Below are 15,504 nucleotides of genomic sequence, written 5' to 3'. Positions count from 1 at the left end.
TCAGGCGCCCGCCCGGTGGTGCGGTTCGATCGCTGCGGTCATCTGCGTGCCGAGCAGCGGGCGCAGCACCCGCGGGTCGAGCACCTTGACCAGCTCGCGCGCGAAATCGAGGTTCGCCGCCAGCCCTTCCGCCGCTTCGCTGGTGACGGTGGAGATGCGGACCAGCACGCCGTCGACGATCCAGCCGGCCATCTGGCTCTTCAGCCGTGCCATCAGCTGCTCGTTGCCCGACTGGGGCAGATATTCGCCGACGCGCGCCCAGTAGAGGATCTGCTCGGTGCGGTTGTAGTTGGTCGCGGTCAGCGCCCGGCCGGGGATCGCCACCTTGTCGGCGACCGGGATCATCTCCGGATGGCTCTCCAGCACGGTGAAGCCGAAGAAGGGGTAGCAGACCTCGGGCCGGTGCAGCTGGAGCAGATCGGTCTGGGCGTTGCCATAGGCGATCAGCAGCATCACCGTGGTGCCGTCCGGCCGCGAGAAGGCGCGGCTGACCACCTGGTTGTACAGCTTGTCTTCCAGGCTGCCCTCGCGCGGCGGCGCGATCAGCGCGCCGGTATCCTCGGCCTTCCACTGGCCGAACGCCTTGGGCATCAGCGTGTCGAGCTTGGTCGCGCCGAGCAGGTCCATGCGGCGGCGCGGCTTGAGGCCGAGCGAGGCGCCGGCCGCGGCGAAGCAGCCGCCGCCGATCAACAGGTCACGCCGGTTGAACATGGGACCTCCGACGCAGGAACAGCTGGGCCTGCTCGACCGCCCAGTCGATGGCGAAGATGCCGAGCAGCGCCACCACGAACATCACCATGCCGGTGGAGACGTGGAGGAAGCTCTGCGCCGCCTCGTCGCCCACATGGTAGGTGATGAGCACCAGGATGACGATGCGCAGGATGTTGGTGAGCACCGCCACCGGAATCACCAGCGCGGCGATGAACAGCGCATAGCGCCAGGACGGCTTGTTCTTGATGTAGATGTACAGCAGCGTCACCACGACCAGACTGGAGAGCGAGCGCAAGCCGGAGCAGGCATCCTCGACCAGCAACTGGTAGGGGCCGACGAACAGCGTCACGCCCTGGCGCAGGATCGGATAGTCGAGCCACGAGAGGAAGCTGGTCGCCGCATAGGAGACGAACTCCTTGAGCGGCGCAGTGACGCGGTCGACCGCCCAGCCCGGCGGCGGGACCAGGAAGAACAGCCACAGCACCGGGAACCAGGCGGCGCGCAGGGCACGGCCACCGAAATAGAGATAGCCCGCGCTGATCACCGCGCCGACCAGCCCGAACGTCTCGATGCTGACGAAGTCGAAGACCCGGCCGAGCGCATAGATCGCCAGCGCCGCGAGCAGCGCCAGTCCACCGATCGCCAGATTGCCCGGCGCGCGCAGCGCCTCGATCGAGCTGCGCTGGCGCGCAAGCATCCAGGCACCGGTGGCGAGCACGATCGGCCCGTGCACGCCGCCCTCGGCGCTCCACACCTGGCGGCCCAGGGTGATGAAGGTAGGAATAGCCAGCGCCAGCAGACCGGCGACGGCAAACCAATAGCCGCCCCCCGTCCTGCCTTGCTGCCGCTCGAGAGCGGTCGCGGTCATATGGTCCAAATCAGTATCCGTTCAGCACGCAACCGACGACGTTGGTACGGTCCGCGCGCAGCGTACGGGTCAGCGTGTTTACATCGCGTATATAGCTGTTGTCCTTGCGGGCGACGATCATCGCATAGCCGGCGACGTTGGCGACGCGCTGCGCATCCGCGCAGGTGTTGGCCGCGGTCGTATCGAAGATGGTGATGTCGAACTCGCGGAGCAGCTGCGTCGTTACGTCGCGGAACTGTTCGGAGGAGAGCAGCTCCTGCGGGCTGTGCTCGACATGGCCGGCGGGAATGATCGACAGCTGGTCGAGTCCCGTCGGATGGATGATCGAGGCGAGCTCGACTTCGCCCGACGACAGATAGTCGGCGAGGCCCGGCTTGGCCGGATCGATCCCGAAGGCGGGGCCGACGGCGGGCGCGCGGAGATTGGCGTCGACCAGCGCGGTCTTGATGCCGATCTGCGCGAGCGCGGTCGCCAGGTTGATCGCGACGAAGCTGCAGCCGGCGCCTTCGGCGGCGGCGCAGAGCGCCAGCGCACGACGCCCCTCACGCAGGTGCTGCGCGATGATTCGGGTGCGCAGCGCGCGGATCGCTTCCGCCTCGATCCCCGTCGGGTCAGACAGGACGAGCTGATATTCCAGCGCGGCGGTGGTGTCCGGCGTCGTCGGAACGGCGCTCGGACGATCGCCTTCGGGCAGCGGTTCGGGCGTGGTCATCGCGTCCATCAGTTTACTGCAGCTCCGTGCGATTCGGCGGTTTCGCCGAGAGTTTCATGGGCGCGGCGAAGGCGGGCGGCGAGCGCGGCGCGGCTCTGCACCACACCCAGCACCGGCGCGTCGACGGCGGTCTCGAGATCCTCGGGGCTGCGCACGCGGCGGCCGAGCAGCTCGACGAGCAGCGCGATCAGCAGGCCCAAGCCCAGGCCGAAGGCCGCGGCGCCGCCGATGATCATCGGCACCTTAGGGTAATAGGGGCTGTCCGGCGCGCTGGCTTCGCTCAGCGTCGACATGCCGGTGTCGTTGCTGCTCGCCTCGAGGCGGAGATCCGCGACGCGCTGGGCCGCCTTCATATACTGGTCCTGCTTCAGCGTTACGTCGCGCTGCAGCTGGTTCAGCTGGTCCACGTCCTGGCGGTTGCCGAGCACGCGGGCGCGCTGGGCGTTGGCCGCGCTCTGCAGCTGGCTCGCCGCGGAGCCCGCGCCGCCGCCGGCCTGGGCGCGTTCCTGCGCCGCCGCCCTGGCATAGACCTCGCGCTGGCGCTGCAGCGCCTGGAAGGCCGGGTGGTTCGGGCCGAGATTGGTCGCGGCCTGCTGGATCTGCTGGTCGATCTGGGCGAGCTGGAGCTGCGCCGGGCCCATGCCGCCGCCCGCCACCGGCGCCACCGGCACTGCCGACTGGCCGCTCAGCTGGGTGAGCTTCTGGGTATCGATGTCGGTGCCGGTGTCGGTGAGGACGATGCCCGACTTCTTGACGAAGGCGGTGCGCGCCTCGACCGCCGCGAGCAGCGCCTGGCGAGCCGATTCGGCCTGCTGGGCATACCAGTCCGCCGACTTGGCAGCGGCGGAACGCTTGTTCGCCAGCGACTGGGCCAGAAAGGCCGTGCGGATCATGTTGGCGATCCGCTCCGCGCGATCCGGCGAGGTGTCCGAATAGGAGATCTCGAGGATGTTGCTCCCCTCGATCACGCTGGCATTGGTGTTCTCGATGATCTGCTTGGCCAGCCAGCGACGGATGTCGCCGGTCGACGCTGCGGGCGAGGCGTTGAACGCGGCGATGTTCGCCGGATCATTGGCCCAGCCGAGCTCGTCGACGACGCGGCCGGCGGTCCCGTAATCCTCGATCAGCTCGGTCTGGGTCTGCACATAGGCACGCATGAACTGCGAGTTCATCACCTGCCCGGTGACCGGATCCGGCTTGAAGGTGTCGAGCACCAGCCGGGTGGTGGCCTTGTACCGCTCCGGCAGGAACTGCACCACGAGCGTGGCGGTGGTGACGCAGACGAGGAACGCCGGGAGGATGATCCACCGGCGCGCCCAGAGAATGCGGAAGAATTGAATGATATTCACTGATGCGCCTCGTCCGCTGCCAACATTGCCTGGATCAGAACAACCGCTCGCCGATGACGATCGTGTCGCCCGGCTTGATCGGATCGTCCATCTTCAACTTGATCTCCTGGCCATCGCGCGTGACCTTGATCCGCTTGATCGAGCCGGCCGGTCCGAGACCGCCACCCTGCGCGACCGCACGGCGGAGAGTCATGTCCGCCCGAATCGGATATACCCCAGGCGCGTTGACTTGGCCATAAATGTAGAAACGCTCCACTTCGGGCACGAAAACCTTGTCGCCCGCCGTTACGGTCGGGTCGTCCTGGGGTCCGCCCTGGGCGAGCTTCTTGTAGTCGAGCTTGAGGTTGGTGCCGTCGGCGCGGGTCAGCATCACGAAGTCGGCGGCGTCGGCCTTGAGGCCGCCGGCGCGCGCGATGATTTCCGAGACGTGGTAGCCGCGGTCGACCGGCTGCAGCCCCGCGGTGCCGACCTGGCCGAGCACCGTTACATAATTGCTGACGAAGGTGACGATGTCGACGCTGACGATCGGCTTGGCGTAATAGCCGCCGGCCTTCAGCAGGTCCTGCACCTTCTTGACCAGGGTGATCGCGGTCTCGCCCTTGGCCTGCACCGCGCCCAGATAGGGCAGGGTGATCGTGCCGTCCGACTGGACGCGGGCGCGGGTCTTGAAGTCGCTCTGGCCGAGCACGTCGACCTCGAGCACGTCATCGACGCCGATGAGATAGCCAACCGGCGCCGATCCGGAGGAGATCGGCGCGGCCGGGGTGGCCGTCTGCGCCGGCGTCGCCGGTGCCTGCTGCTGCGGCTGGGCAGCGGCAGGACGCGAACGTGCCGGGGCGGCGGGACGGGTCGTGGCAATTTGCGCCGCGGCAGGCACCGCCAGCGCGGTCATGCCGGCGAGCGCCGAGACAAACATAAACCTACCCTTGTCGTACATGTATACGGCCCTTGTCAGAGCGCCAGCGAGGCCGTGAGATTGACCCGCTTGGCGTGGTATTTGAAAAGCCTGAGATTCGACGTCCGTTCGTCATAGCCCGCCCCCAGCACGAAGCGGATACGCCGAGTCGCGTCGTAGGACGCATTCGCACCCAGTGACAACATGTTGTCGTTGCCCGAAATTGGGGCACCTACGAACCGCGTCGACGACGCATAGTCGCGCCACGTCTTGTTCGCGAGGAGCGAAACCTTGGTGCGCGGCGTGAGGTCGTGCGTGATCGTCGCCGAAAGGTTGGTCATGATCTCGTAGCTGACGAAGTAGAGCACCGAGGGCTGCGCAGCGCGCGATCCGGCGATCTGCACCGTGAACAGGTCCGCGTTGTACAGCGCCGACAGATCGAAGCCCACGCCGGAGAAGCTGTCGGTGCCCGGCAGCTTCGGATCGACCTTGGTGTAGTTCACCGAGCCGCGGAAGTTGAAGCGGCTGGAGACGTTGCGTTCGAGCTGGACGCCCGCCGCATAGTTCTTGATGCCGTCCTCACCGCCGCCGACGGGCGCCGGCCGGTGGACGTAGACGCTGTCCGAATAGCGGCCGAACACCGAGATCGTCCCCAGCGAGGGCGACTGCAAGCCTAGCTGCGCGGTGAAGGTATCCGTATCCGAATCGGCGTATTTGCGGGACACTTGGCTGTTGCGCACTTCGGTGCGCGAATAGCCGAGCGTCGGTCGCAGTCCATAGGGGCCGCCGCAACCGATATCGGCGCTGTAGCGCCGCGATTCCTCGGTGTTGTTGAAACTGTCCGCCCCGTCCAGAACGTAGAGGCTCGACAGGTCGCTGAGCCGGCTCTGATAGCCGATCTCGCCATGGACCAGGCACGAGGCGAGCCGCTGGTCGGCGCCCCCGGTGAGCGAGATGTTCTCGCGGTTCAGGTTGGTGTATTTGCTGTAGAAGCGATAGCCGATCGAGCCGGCCAGATAGGTGGTGCCGGTTGCCCGCGGCAGCACGATGTTGAGGTCGAGCGACGGTGCCGCGAGCACGTCGTCCGTGCCGTCGCCCCTGCCGCTGATGCGCGGATCGCTCACCACGACGTTGTCGTTATATTCGATCATCGCGCTCGCCCGCACGTCGATCTGCCGCCCGCTGGTGTTCGGACGCGGCGTGAACGCGGTGCGCTGTGCCAATGCGGGATCGGTCCATGCTGCAGTCGCGAACAGCGCGACCAGGCCGCAGGATCGGGTGAAACGGCCAGTAAGGCGCGCTTTTTCAGCCTTTTGAGTGTCGTGTTCTTGCACGATGGTCCCCCCGGGTGCTCGCTTCATTATCAATGGCCTCCAATACAAGCAACCGGATCAACGCCTTGGCAAAGGCGCCGGAACCTGCCCTGGCTCTGTCCCCCGACCGTTTTTCCTTCCGGAAAAACGTCGAACCAGGCGCAAACTCCCATTTCGAGGCGGTGGTTGCTTAACGGCCTGTTATCACATTCGCGAGCATCTAGCGAGTTGCCGCGCGCACTGCTAGTGCAGGTGCGAACGCCACGGGAAGTCCTTCGATTCCTGCGGCGAATGGAAAGGACATGCATGCAGACGCCATATGATTGGGTCACAATCGCGATATTCGCCGGCCTGATCGTTATCTTCCTGCAACGTTCTCAGGCCGATTCGGTTGTCCGCGACACCATGATCAGCTATTTACCGCCGGCGATAGGCTGCGCCGTCGCGAACTATTTGGGGAACGAGAACTATCACGTGTTCGCGATTCTCACGATTGTTCTGGTGCTTGCGTATATCGCGTTCGTGATCAAGCCGTACGAATTCATCAAGCGCCGCTGAAAAAGTGGACGGCGATTCGCGAAGAGGATGTCCTGAGGCGCGAGCCCAGGTTCGCCCCGGCTTGCCGGCGGCATTTTTTAAAGAGGTGGTCGAGTGGCTTTAGGTTCCGCGCTGAAGTTCTTGTGGCCCTTCGGGCGCCGCGAATTGCCTGAGGACGATGGCTATCTCCCGGTCGCCGCGACGGTGGTACCGCATCGGGACGCGCATGGTGCCAGCCGGCTGCGCCCCGACTTTCCGACCTTTCGTGCCTCGGCGCTGGACCGGCCGCTGGATCGCCGCCGCGAGGAACGGCGCGAGATCACCCGCGCCCGCTTCGCCCTGGCGACCTATTTCACGCCGACCCAGCCGGTCGCCGATCGCTCGAGCTTCGCCGGGCGCCTGGGCGTCCTCGCCCGGCTGATCTCGGCGATCGAGAGCCAGCGCAGCCATGTCGTCCTCTATGGTGAGCGCGGCATCGGTAAGACTTCGCTGCTGCACGTGCTCGCCGATGTCGCCCGCGAATCGAGCTATATCGTCAGCTACGCCACCTGCGGATCGAACGCGAACTTCTCGGACCTCTTCCGCGCGGTGCTGCACGACGTGCCGCTGCTGTTCCACCGTGAGGTTGCGCCGAACGCCGGTGAGGCGGAAAGCGGCGGCAGCCTTGCCGACCGCCTGCCCGCGGGCAATTTCGGCGCGGGCGAACTCGCCGACCTGTGTGCCGACATCACCGGCACCCGCGTGCTGATCATCCTCGACGAATATGATCGCGTCGAGGACACCGCCTTCCGCCAGCAGGTCGCCGAGCTGATCAAGAACCTGTCGGACCGCGCCGCGCGGGTCCAGCTGGTGATCGCAGGTGTCGCCTCCAACCTCCAGGAATTGATCGGCTATGTGCCGTCGATCCGCCGCAACGTCATCGGCCTGCCGATGCCGCGGCTGGAGGAGAGCGAGGTCCAGGAGATGATCGCGCTGGGCGAAACCGCCTCGGGCGTGCGATTTGATCCGAACCTGACCAGAATCATCCATCTGCTCGCATTGGGCTCGCCCTATTTCGCGCGGCTGCTCTGCCATCATGCCGCCGCCGAGGCGCTCGACCAGGGCCGCCTCACCGTCGACCAAGGCCATCTGCGCCGTGCGCTCGATGCCGCGATCGTCGAGATGGAAGGGCGGATGGCGCCGCGCACCGTGCTCGACATGCGCAAGTTCGTCGGCGGCCGCTACGATCCGCTGCTCGCCGCACTGGGTGAAGCGTCGCGCTCGATCGACGGCTGGTTCGGCGGTCGTGCGGTGGTGGAGCTGCTCCCCGGCGCGCCGATCACCGCGCAGCAGGTCGAGCAGGAACTGGCCGGCCTCACGACCCAGCTGGGTCTCGAGACCGAGATCCAGGACGGCGAGCGCCGCTTCCGCTTCACCGACGACACGCTGCCGATCTATCTATGGTTGATGGTCGGACGCCTGCGGCTCGATAGCGGCACGCTCGAGGACGTGCTCGCGACGGTGTGATCTTGCCCGGCGAGGGGGTGGGTGCCCCCTCGCCGGAACGCGCTCAAATCGGCAGGCCGATCGCCTGGAGCAGCCCTGCGCCACCGCGCCAGAAGCGGAGCGCGATCAGCGTGCCCAGTGCCTGGGCGCGCGCGCCCTGAGTTTCGGGGGTGCGCAGGATCCGCGCATAGTCGGAGGGGATGAAGGCGGGCTGCATCGCCGAGCGCGCCACCCAGCGCAGCCGGCCGCGCGGCTGCTCGAGGCTGAGCAGGAACAGCTCGCGCTGGATGCGGCGCGTCTTCTTGAGCATCGCGTTCCAGTCGGGCCGCGGCGGATGGCCGACCGAGGCATCGCCGCAATAGTCGATCTTCATGCCCATGCGGATCGCGCGATTGCACCATTCGATGTCTTCGGACACGCCGGTGCGGAAGCCGCCGATCCTCTCGAAATCCGCGCGCATCACGAACAGGTTCGCGGTGACGGTGAACTGCGACTTGCGGACATAGCTTTCATTGTCGAACGCCAGTGCCAGCTCTACCGCGGCGCTGCCGGTTAGCTTGCCCTCGGGCGGCAGCACGAACATGTGCCCGCCGAGGAAGGTGCCGGGCTGCACCATCGCCGCCCCCGCCGCCAGCCAGCCCGGCTGGGCGATGCAGTCGCTGTCGATAAAGGCGAGGATCTCGCCGCGGGCCTGTGCCGCCGCGCCGTTGCGGGCGGGACCGGCGCCCTTCTCGGTGACCGACACCACCCGCGCCCGGCCCGAGACCACGGCCTCGACGGCTTCGATGCCGCAGGGGGAGGCGTTGTCGCCGACGATGATCTCATAGGCATCGCGGTCGATCGTCTGGCGGTCGATCGAATCGAGGCAGAGCGCGAGCCCGTGGAGATCGTTGTAATGGGGCAGGATGACGCTGATCCGGGGCGTGCTCATTTCTTCTTCGCTCCCCAGCCTGCGAACAGCTCGCGCAGCCGATTGGCCAGCGCGGTCTGGTCGGTGGTCGCCAGCTTGGGCTCGGCCGCCTTGGCGGCAGCGACCGCCTCGCCGAGCTTGCTCTCGTCGCGGACGCTCTGGAGCAGGCCGCGATCGGCGAAGGTCTGCGAGATCTCCTCCTGGTGGTCGTCATAATGCTCGCCCAGGTCGAAGCGGCGCGGGAAGGAGATGACGCGGCAGCCGGCGCGCAGCGCGGTCACCAGCGAGCCGCTGCCGCCATGGCAGATCACCATGTCGGCGTCGCGCAGCAGCAGCTGCAGGTCGTCGAACGGGATGGTGCGGCAGATCTCGACGCCGGGGATGCCCGGGTCTTCGAGATCCTGGTCGCCGTGCTGCAGCACCAGCCGCCCCGGCAGGCCGCCGGCACGCTTCAGATCGAGCACCGCCTGCACCAGCCGCGGGAAGGGCAGGGTGGCGCCGACCGTGGCGAAGGTGAGTTCCTGCTTGGGCGGGCGCGGCGTGTCGAGCATCCGGAACGGATCGAACAGCTCCGCATCGGGCCAGATTTTCTTGAGCGCGGGCGACTGGACGAAGCTGATCGTCGCGACGGGCTTGGCCATCTTGCCGAAGGCGGAGGGGTGATGGAAGCGCGCGAAGCTCTCGATATGGACGAACTTGGCGCCCGACAGCTTGGCGATCAGCGCGGTGAAGAACACCGCGCCCGCGCCGGTCGAGATCACCACATCGGGCTTCTGCCGGCGGACGATCGCGAGGCTCTGGCGGAAGTTGCGCCAGGCGCCGGCGGCCATGTGCAGCGGGTGGCCCAGCCGCGCCTGGCCGAGCGCGTAATGCTCGACGAGTTCGACGGGGTGCTTCTCGCCCAGGCTGCGGCCCAGCGCGGTATCTTCGGTCACGAAGAAGTAATCATGCTCCTTCCACACCGATTCCAGATCGAGGATCTGGCGAAGATGGCCGCCGCCCGAGGCGGCAAGGCACATCTTGAGCGGCCTGACCCCATTTTGTTCCGTCGCGGTCGCGTCTGCCATGTCATCCCCTTCGTACCATCTGTCTCCCGGCGGGAGTCATGCTGCACTGCCAACACTATTGCGGATGCCCGCCCGCCCGAATAGGTTCAAGTAGAAGTTTGTGCCGTGCGCAATTCCGTGCCGGCGGGGAGGTTTTCATGAAGAAATGGTTCCTGGTGACGGCGGTGGCTGCGGCCGCGCTGGCCGTATCCGGATGCGGCGGCAAGGACGGCAAGCTCGACAAGGGCCAGGTCGTCGCCAGCGTCGACGGCGACGAGATCACCATCTTCGAGCTCAATGCCGAAGTGCAGGCCGCGCAGACGCCGGCCGGGACCGATCGCAAGCTGGCCGAGCAGCTTGCGCTGCAGCGCATCATCGAGCGCAAGATTCTCGCCAAGGTCGCGCGCGAGCAGAAGCTCGACAAGACCCCGGCGTTCCTGATCCAGCAGCGCCGCGCCGACGAGCTGATCCTGACGACGATGCTGCGCGACAAGATCGCCGGCGGCGTCGCCCAGCCGACCGAGGCCGAGATCACCCAGTATCAGGCCGCGCATCCCGATCGGTTCGCGCAGCGCAAGATCTACAGCATCGAGCAGATCGTCTTCCCGCCGCCCAGCTCGGCCGACAAGTTCAAGCAGTTCGCGCCGCTGAAGACGCTCGACCAGCTCGCCGCCAAGCTGACCGCCGACGGCACCCAGTTCCGCCGCGCGCCGACCCAGCTCGACACCGCGGCGCTGCCGCCGGAGATCGCCGGCAAGATCGCGGCGCTGCCGGCGGCCGAGATGTTCATCCTGCCGACCCAGCAGGGGCTGACCGCCAATGTGATCACCGCGACGACGGTGCAGCCGCTGCCGGCGGACCAGGCGCACGAGCTGGCGCTGAACGCGCTGCGCAACGAGCGCTTCAGCAAGGCGGCCGACGCGCAGCTCAACGAGCGGCTGAAGAAGGCGCGCGCGACGGTGAAGTACCAGCCGGGCTACCAGGCGCCGCCGCAGGCGCAGGGCAGCGCGCCCTCGCCGGCGGCGAGCCCCGCCGCGCAGTAAGCAATGAGAAGGGGTGGGGCCATGTGGCCTCACCCCATTTCGCATCGGCCCTGGCTCAGCTGCGGCCTTCGTTCCCGGTGCGATAGCCGTACCACCAGCGCCGGCGCTCGCGGACGATCGGTGTCCAGGCGCGGCTCACCGTCGTGAAGCGCTCGCGCTTGCCCGGAACCACCCCCGCCAGCAGCTTGCCCAGCACGGAATATTTGAGCGCGGCCAGCCAGATTCCCCAGCCCGCGACGATCGCGCCGGTGGGGCTGTAATGCTTGCGGGCGTAGTGCATGCGCCCGATCGTCATGAACATGATCCGCCCGGCCGAAAGCGAATGGCCGCTGCCGGCGTCGTGCATCACCTTGACCTCGGGATCGACCAGCACGGTATAGCCCTTGTCGCGGATGCGTTTGAACAGATCTACCTCCTCCGAATAGAGGAAGAAGCTCTCGTCGAAGCCGCCGATCTCGCGCCAGACATCGGCGCGGACCATCATGAAGCCGCCGTTGAGCACGTCGACCGGCCCGTGCGCCGTCGCCTCGGCGGGCAGGCCGCCGCGACGCAACCGGCCGGCCGAGACGACCGACAGGACGAAGTCGCCGGGAGTTGGCAGCGCGAGGAAGTTGGCGGCGTCGAGATTGCCGGCCGGATCGTAGGAGCGGCCGCCCCAGGCGGCAGCCTCGGGCGTCGCCTTGGCGAAGGCAACCAGCCGGTCGATCGCGCCCGGCTGCGGCACGGCGTCCGGGTTGACCAGCAGGAGCAGCGGCGCGCGCGCATGTGCGGCGCAGCGATTGTTGCCGGCGCCGAAGCCGATATTGCCTTCGGAAGGCACGATCCGCACCTGGGGCAGTTCGGCGCGCACCAGCGCTTCGGTATCCCCGCCGCCATTGTCGATCATCAGGATCTCGTGCGGCGTGGTCGGCGCAGCGGCGGCGATGCCGGCCACGCACTGCCGAATGAAATCGGTCGAGTGATAGGCGACCACCAAGACGGAGACGTGCGGCGTTGCTTCGGTGCTCATGCGCATAGCTCTATCGGGAAAGCGTTGCAGCGTCGAGACGCCATGGCCGCCGAAACATCTCGGCAGGGCCGCGGGCCGCATGCACCGAACAAGTGCGGGCAAAGGCCTATTAAGTATTTTTACACCAAGCAATTACACCACTTATTTCATGGCCTTGTGGCAATTCTGACAGCGAGGGAATCATGCGTCGATTTGGGGTCGACGAGTAACGTAAGGGTAGCTCAACATGCCGGTTGTCAATAATCAGGCCGCGCTCGATGCGGCGATCAAGAACGCCAAGAGCGGCGATGTCATCCTGCTCGCGCCGGGAACGTACAGCTCGATCACGATGACCGCCATCAATCCGGCGTCGAACATCACGATCCAGTCGCTCGACACGAACAACAAGGCGACGGTGGGCACGGTGTGGCTCACCAGCTCGAGCAACATCACCCTCAAGGATTTCAACGTGGTCCGCCCGACGCGGCCGACGGACGAGTTCGCGACCGCGAACCGCGTCCTGTCGTCGAGCAACATCACCATCGACGGCGTGCATTTCAGCGGCGGCACCGGGGATCCCAGCGACGCGCTGGGGAACGGCCTCGCCATTCGCGGCGGCACCAACAACAAGCTGATCAATTCGACGATCGACCATTTCGTCATCGGCCTCGACGTGCGCGGTGTCGACACGATGCTCGTGCGCGGCAACAACTTCCTCGACAACCGGCGCGATCACAGCAACTATTCGGAGATGACGAACGTCGTCATCGACGACAACCGGTATGAGGGTCTTTACCCGATCAACGGCGAGCACCCCGACGCCATTCAGTTCATGACGATGGGCCGCGCCTATGGCAGCAGCAACATCTCGATCACGAACAACGTCGTCCTCCAGGGAGATGGCCGTGGTACGCAGGGCTTCTACATGCAGGACGAAGTCGGCACCATGCCGTTCAAGAACGTCACGATCGACAACAACCTGATCTACCTGAGCGGCATGTATCACGGCATCAATCTGGAGAACACCCAGGGTGCCAAGATCACCAACAACACGATCACGTCTGTGTCCGATGAGAAGTCGACCTGGATCCGCGTGGAGAATGTTACCGGCACGGTATCGAACAATCTGACCGACCAGATCATCATGGAAGGTACCAACAATCTCACGACCAATCAAAATATCGAGCTGGTCAAAAACCCGGAGATCATGCGGCAGATCACCGACCTCAACAAGGGCAGCAAGGCGACCATCGCCGGCCTGACCTACAACAATGCTGCCTTCTCGGTCGGCTACCACACCGGCAAGAATCTCGTCGGGGCCGCCAGCCAGTTCACCAAGGAGGTCGCAGCGCAGCTTGCTGCGCCGAAGCCGGCGGTGGTGCCGCGGCTGCTGCTCGATCTTTCCTTTAGCGCCAAGGGCGTGGTCGACAGCTCGGAGTGGAGCGCCGACGAGACGGTGAACCCGCTGGGCACCGGCGCGATCAACAACGGTATGCTCAGCGTCAAGACTGGGTCGGGCATGGAATTGTCGCGCGGCACGTCGCGGCAGCTCTACGGCCTTTCTGCCTTCACGCTGAATTTCGACATGAAGCGCGATGGCCAGACCGCCCCGGCGGGCCAGATCCTCGGCATCTACAAGAGCTGGAACATCGCGCTGCGCGCCGATGGCGAACTGACCTTCACCATGACCAACGATGCCGGCGTCACCTCGACCATGACGACGAGCGGCGCCAAGATCACCGATACTTCGGTGCACAAGATCGCGCTGAGCTATCAGAGCGGCGGCATCTCGACGCTGTATGTCGACGGCAAGGCGGTGGGCTCCGCCAAGATGTCCGGCAGCACCCGCCAGCAGGAATATTGGGGCCTCTATGTCGGCAGCCCGTTCACGGCAGCGTTCAGCGGCGGCGTCGGCGATGTCGAGATGCGCGAGACGGCGTTCAGCCAGGCGCAGATCCTCGCGCTCAACGCGGGCAGCACGGTCAGCAAGCCGGCAACTGCGGCGGATACGCTGAAGGTGATGGTAGCCAAGGGCGTGGCGGATACCGCCGCGACGCTGGCCGGCAGCACCGCCTGGGGCGGCGCGATGGCCTCGCCGGCGACGCTCAGCCTCACCAGCGCCTTCGGCACGACCGGATCCTCGCCCTCGCCGCTGGCCACCGCGCTCGCTACCGCAAGTGCGAACGGTTCGCTCTACCAGGCCACCTCGGCCTTCTCGATGCTGACCACGCCGCGGCTGGCATCGCTCGACCTGTACCACGGCTAACATTCGGGCCGTCTCTGGGTGGGTTGCCCCGCGCGATAGCTTGTCTTAAGCGCGGGGCAGTTTCTTGGGGGCGCTCGCTTTGAAGTTAGAAAACTTTCATCTGCGCGGCGTGCGCGGCCAAATGGTGGTGGGCTTCGGGGTCAAGGGCCTCGGCGCCGCCACCAGTTTTCTGTTCACCTGGCTGCTGGCCCGTATCGCAGGTGCAGCAGGCGTCGGCACGTTCGGGACCTCGCTGACCACCGTGCAGCTGTGCGTCACGCTGTCGCTGCTCGGCCTTGATGCGATCCTGGTGCGTTCCGTTTCGGTCCATCTCGCCCTCGACCAGACCGGGCGGGCGCGTGCTGCGGCGCGGCATGCGCTGCTGATGGGCACGTCCGCGGGGCTTGCGCTGACGACGATCATCGTCCTCTTCCACTGGCAGATCGCGGTCGATCTGATCGGCAGCCCTGCGATCGCGAAGAGCCTGATGGTGCTTTCGCTGATCATCCCGATCATGGTCTATTGCCGCCTGCTCTCCACCGTGCTGCGTGGGGTGAAGTGGATCGGACTGTCGCAGTTCATCGACGGGCCGCTGACGACGTCGTTCGGCAGTCTGGTGCTCGCCGTCGTGCTGGTGATGGGCGTGCCGGTGAGCGCGGTGTTCCCCTCGCAGCTCTACCTGATCGGCTGGCTGATCACCGCGGCGCTGGCGACCTTCCTCTATGCGCGGGCCGTGCGCTCGTGGCAGCCGCGCGTGCCGCTTGAAGAGTCGCTGCTCAAGCCCGGCTTCCTGATTCTCGTCGCCAATCTCAACAACGTGTTCACCGACTGGTTCGCGACGATCCTGCTCGCGGCGACGCATGGTCCGGCCGAAGCCGGGCTGTTTCGCGTCGGCTACCAAATCGCGGCCACGCTGAAGCTGTTTTCGGCTACGTCGGAAACGATTTTGCAGCCGGTGTTCGCCGTTGCCTATCGGCAGGGCGACCTGCGGCGAATCGGCCGCATCCTCCGGCTGACCATTCTTGGCCTGGTCCTCCTCTCGGCGCCGCTCGCGCTCGCCGTTCTGGTCGTGCCACAATGGATCATGCGGATCTTCGGCGCGCAGTTCACCGCCGGCGCCACCGCGATGCAGATCATGGTGCTCGGCCAGGTGTTCAGCCTGGTCTTCGCCGCCAGCGGCAGCGTGCTGATGATGGCGAGCCGCGAACGCCTCACCGTCGTGTTGACGACCATTTCGGCGGTTATTGGTACCGTTCTCTCGTTGATTTTCATTCCGCCTTATGGTGCGCTGGGTGCGGCGATTGCGATCCTGGGCCCGTTGCTGTTCTTGCGGCTCGCGTCCATGATAGCAGTCCGGCGCCTTGGCGTTCCGATTTTCTGAGGAGGCTTGGTTGGCAGGGGC

General features: G+C 66.1%; 14 protein-coding genes. 5 read left to right on the top strand and 9 right to left on the bottom strand.

Features of this window, described 5'->3' with window-relative positions:
- Genes epsI through BM009_RS04420 form a run of 6 tightly spaced genes read right to left on the bottom strand, consistent with a single transcriptional unit; the run spans position 1 to position 5,869 of the window.
- Positions 1-711 (bottom strand): exosortase-associated protein EpsI, V-type, encoded by a 711-nt coding sequence (epsI, locus tag BM009_RS04445; protein ID WP_093294125.1) that lies wholly within the window; start codon positions 709-711, stop codon positions 1-3.
- The gene (xrtV, locus tag BM009_RS04440; protein ID WP_093294124.1) at positions 695-1,579 is read right to left on the bottom strand and encodes an exosortase V; all 885 of its coding nucleotides are present in this window, start codon (positions 1,577-1,579) and stop codon (positions 695-697) included. Before xrtV ends, epsI begins: the two co-directional genes overlap by 17 nt.
- A 10-nt stretch (positions 1,580-1,589) precedes the next feature.
- Complete coding sequence (locus tag BM009_RS04435) at positions 1,590-2,300, bottom strand: CpsD/CapB family tyrosine-protein kinase (protein ID WP_093294122.1); 711 nt, start codon at positions 2,298-2,300, stop codon at positions 1,590-1,592.
- Positions 2,300-3,640 (bottom strand): Wzz/FepE/Etk N-terminal domain-containing protein, encoded by a 1,341-nt coding sequence (locus tag BM009_RS04430; protein WP_093294121.1) that lies wholly within the window; start codon positions 3,638-3,640, stop codon positions 2,300-2,302. Before BM009_RS04430 ends, BM009_RS04435 begins: the two co-directional genes overlap by 1 nt.
- Positions 3,641-3,674: 34 nt before the next feature.
- Positions 3,675-4,556, bottom strand: coding sequence for an SLBB domain-containing protein (locus BM009_RS04425; protein ID WP_254772142.1), 882 nt, complete (start codon positions 4,554-4,556; stop codon positions 3,675-3,677).
- 35 nt (positions 4,557-4,591) lie between these two features.
- A complete protein-coding gene (locus BM009_RS04420) occupies positions 4,592-5,869 on the bottom strand; it encodes an outer membrane beta-barrel protein (protein WP_254772141.1) in 1,278 nt (425 codons plus the stop codon).
- A gap of 285 nt (positions 5,870-6,154) precedes the next feature.
- Between BM009_RS04420 and BM009_RS04415 the strand changes: the two genes are divergently transcribed.
- Both BM009_RS04415 and BM009_RS04410 read left to right on the top strand, forming a co-directional pair.
- Complete coding sequence (locus tag BM009_RS04415) at positions 6,155-6,406, top strand: XrtV sorting system accessory protein (RefSeq protein WP_093294116.1); 252 nt, start codon at positions 6,155-6,157, stop codon at positions 6,404-6,406.
- Positions 6,407-6,499: 93 nt separating this feature from the next.
- Positions 6,500-7,891, top strand: coding sequence for an ATP-binding protein (locus BM009_RS04410; RefSeq protein WP_093294115.1), 1,392 nt, complete (start codon positions 6,500-6,502; stop codon positions 7,889-7,891).
- A gap of 43 nt (positions 7,892-7,934) precedes the next feature.
- On the opposite strand, the gene BM009_RS04405 is transcribed toward BM009_RS04410, so the two are convergent.
- Positions 7,935-8,801: a glycosyltransferase family 2 protein gene (locus BM009_RS04405; RefSeq protein WP_093294113.1), complete on the bottom strand. Its 867-nt coding sequence runs from the start codon at positions 8,799-8,801 to the stop codon at positions 7,935-7,937.
- Positions 8,798-9,847: a beta-1,4-glucuronosyltransferase WelK gene (gene welK, locus BM009_RS04400; RefSeq protein ID WP_093294111.1), complete on the bottom strand. Its 1,050-nt coding sequence runs from the start codon at positions 9,845-9,847 to the stop codon at positions 8,798-8,800. The genes BM009_RS04405 and welK overlap by 4 nt, the downstream gene beginning before the upstream one ends.
- A gap of 137 nt (positions 9,848-9,984) precedes the next feature.
- Between welK and BM009_RS04395 the strand changes: the two genes are divergently transcribed.
- Entirely contained in the window at positions 9,985-10,869 is an 885-nt protein-coding gene (locus BM009_RS04395) for an EpsD family peptidyl-prolyl cis-trans isomerase (protein WP_175487888.1), read from the top strand.
- 55 nt (positions 10,870-10,924) lie between these two features.
- Here the strand turns inward: BM009_RS04395 and BM009_RS04390 are convergent, their stop codons facing one another.
- Positions 10,925-11,878 carry a glycosyltransferase family 2 protein gene (locus BM009_RS04390; protein WP_093294647.1) on the bottom strand — a complete coding sequence of 318 codons (954 nt, stop codon included), beginning with the start codon at positions 11,876-11,878 and terminating at the stop codon, positions 10,925-10,927.
- A gap of 226 nt (positions 11,879-12,104) precedes the next feature.
- On the opposite strand from BM009_RS04390, the gene BM009_RS04385 reads away from it, so the two are divergent.
- Positions 12,105-14,123, top strand: coding sequence for a LamG-like jellyroll fold domain-containing protein (locus tag BM009_RS04385; RefSeq protein ID WP_093294110.1), 2,019 nt, complete (start codon positions 12,105-12,107; stop codon positions 14,121-14,123).
- Positions 14,124-14,202: 79 nt separating this feature from the next.
- Positions 14,203-15,483 carry an oligosaccharide flippase family protein gene (locus BM009_RS04380; RefSeq protein WP_254772140.1) on the top strand — a complete coding sequence of 427 codons (1,281 nt, stop codon included), beginning with the start codon at positions 14,203-14,205 and terminating at the stop codon, positions 15,481-15,483.
- Positions 15,484-15,504 lie beyond the last annotated feature (21 nt).

It is taken from the genome of Sphingomonas sp. NFR04 (assembly GCF_900114095.1).
In the GTDB taxonomy this organism is placed as follows: Bacteria; Pseudomonadota; Alphaproteobacteria; order Sphingomonadales; family Sphingomonadaceae; genus Sphingomonas.
The sequence above is the reverse complement of the archived record's forward strand: the minus strand, read 5'-3'. Positions and strand labels throughout refer to the sequence as shown.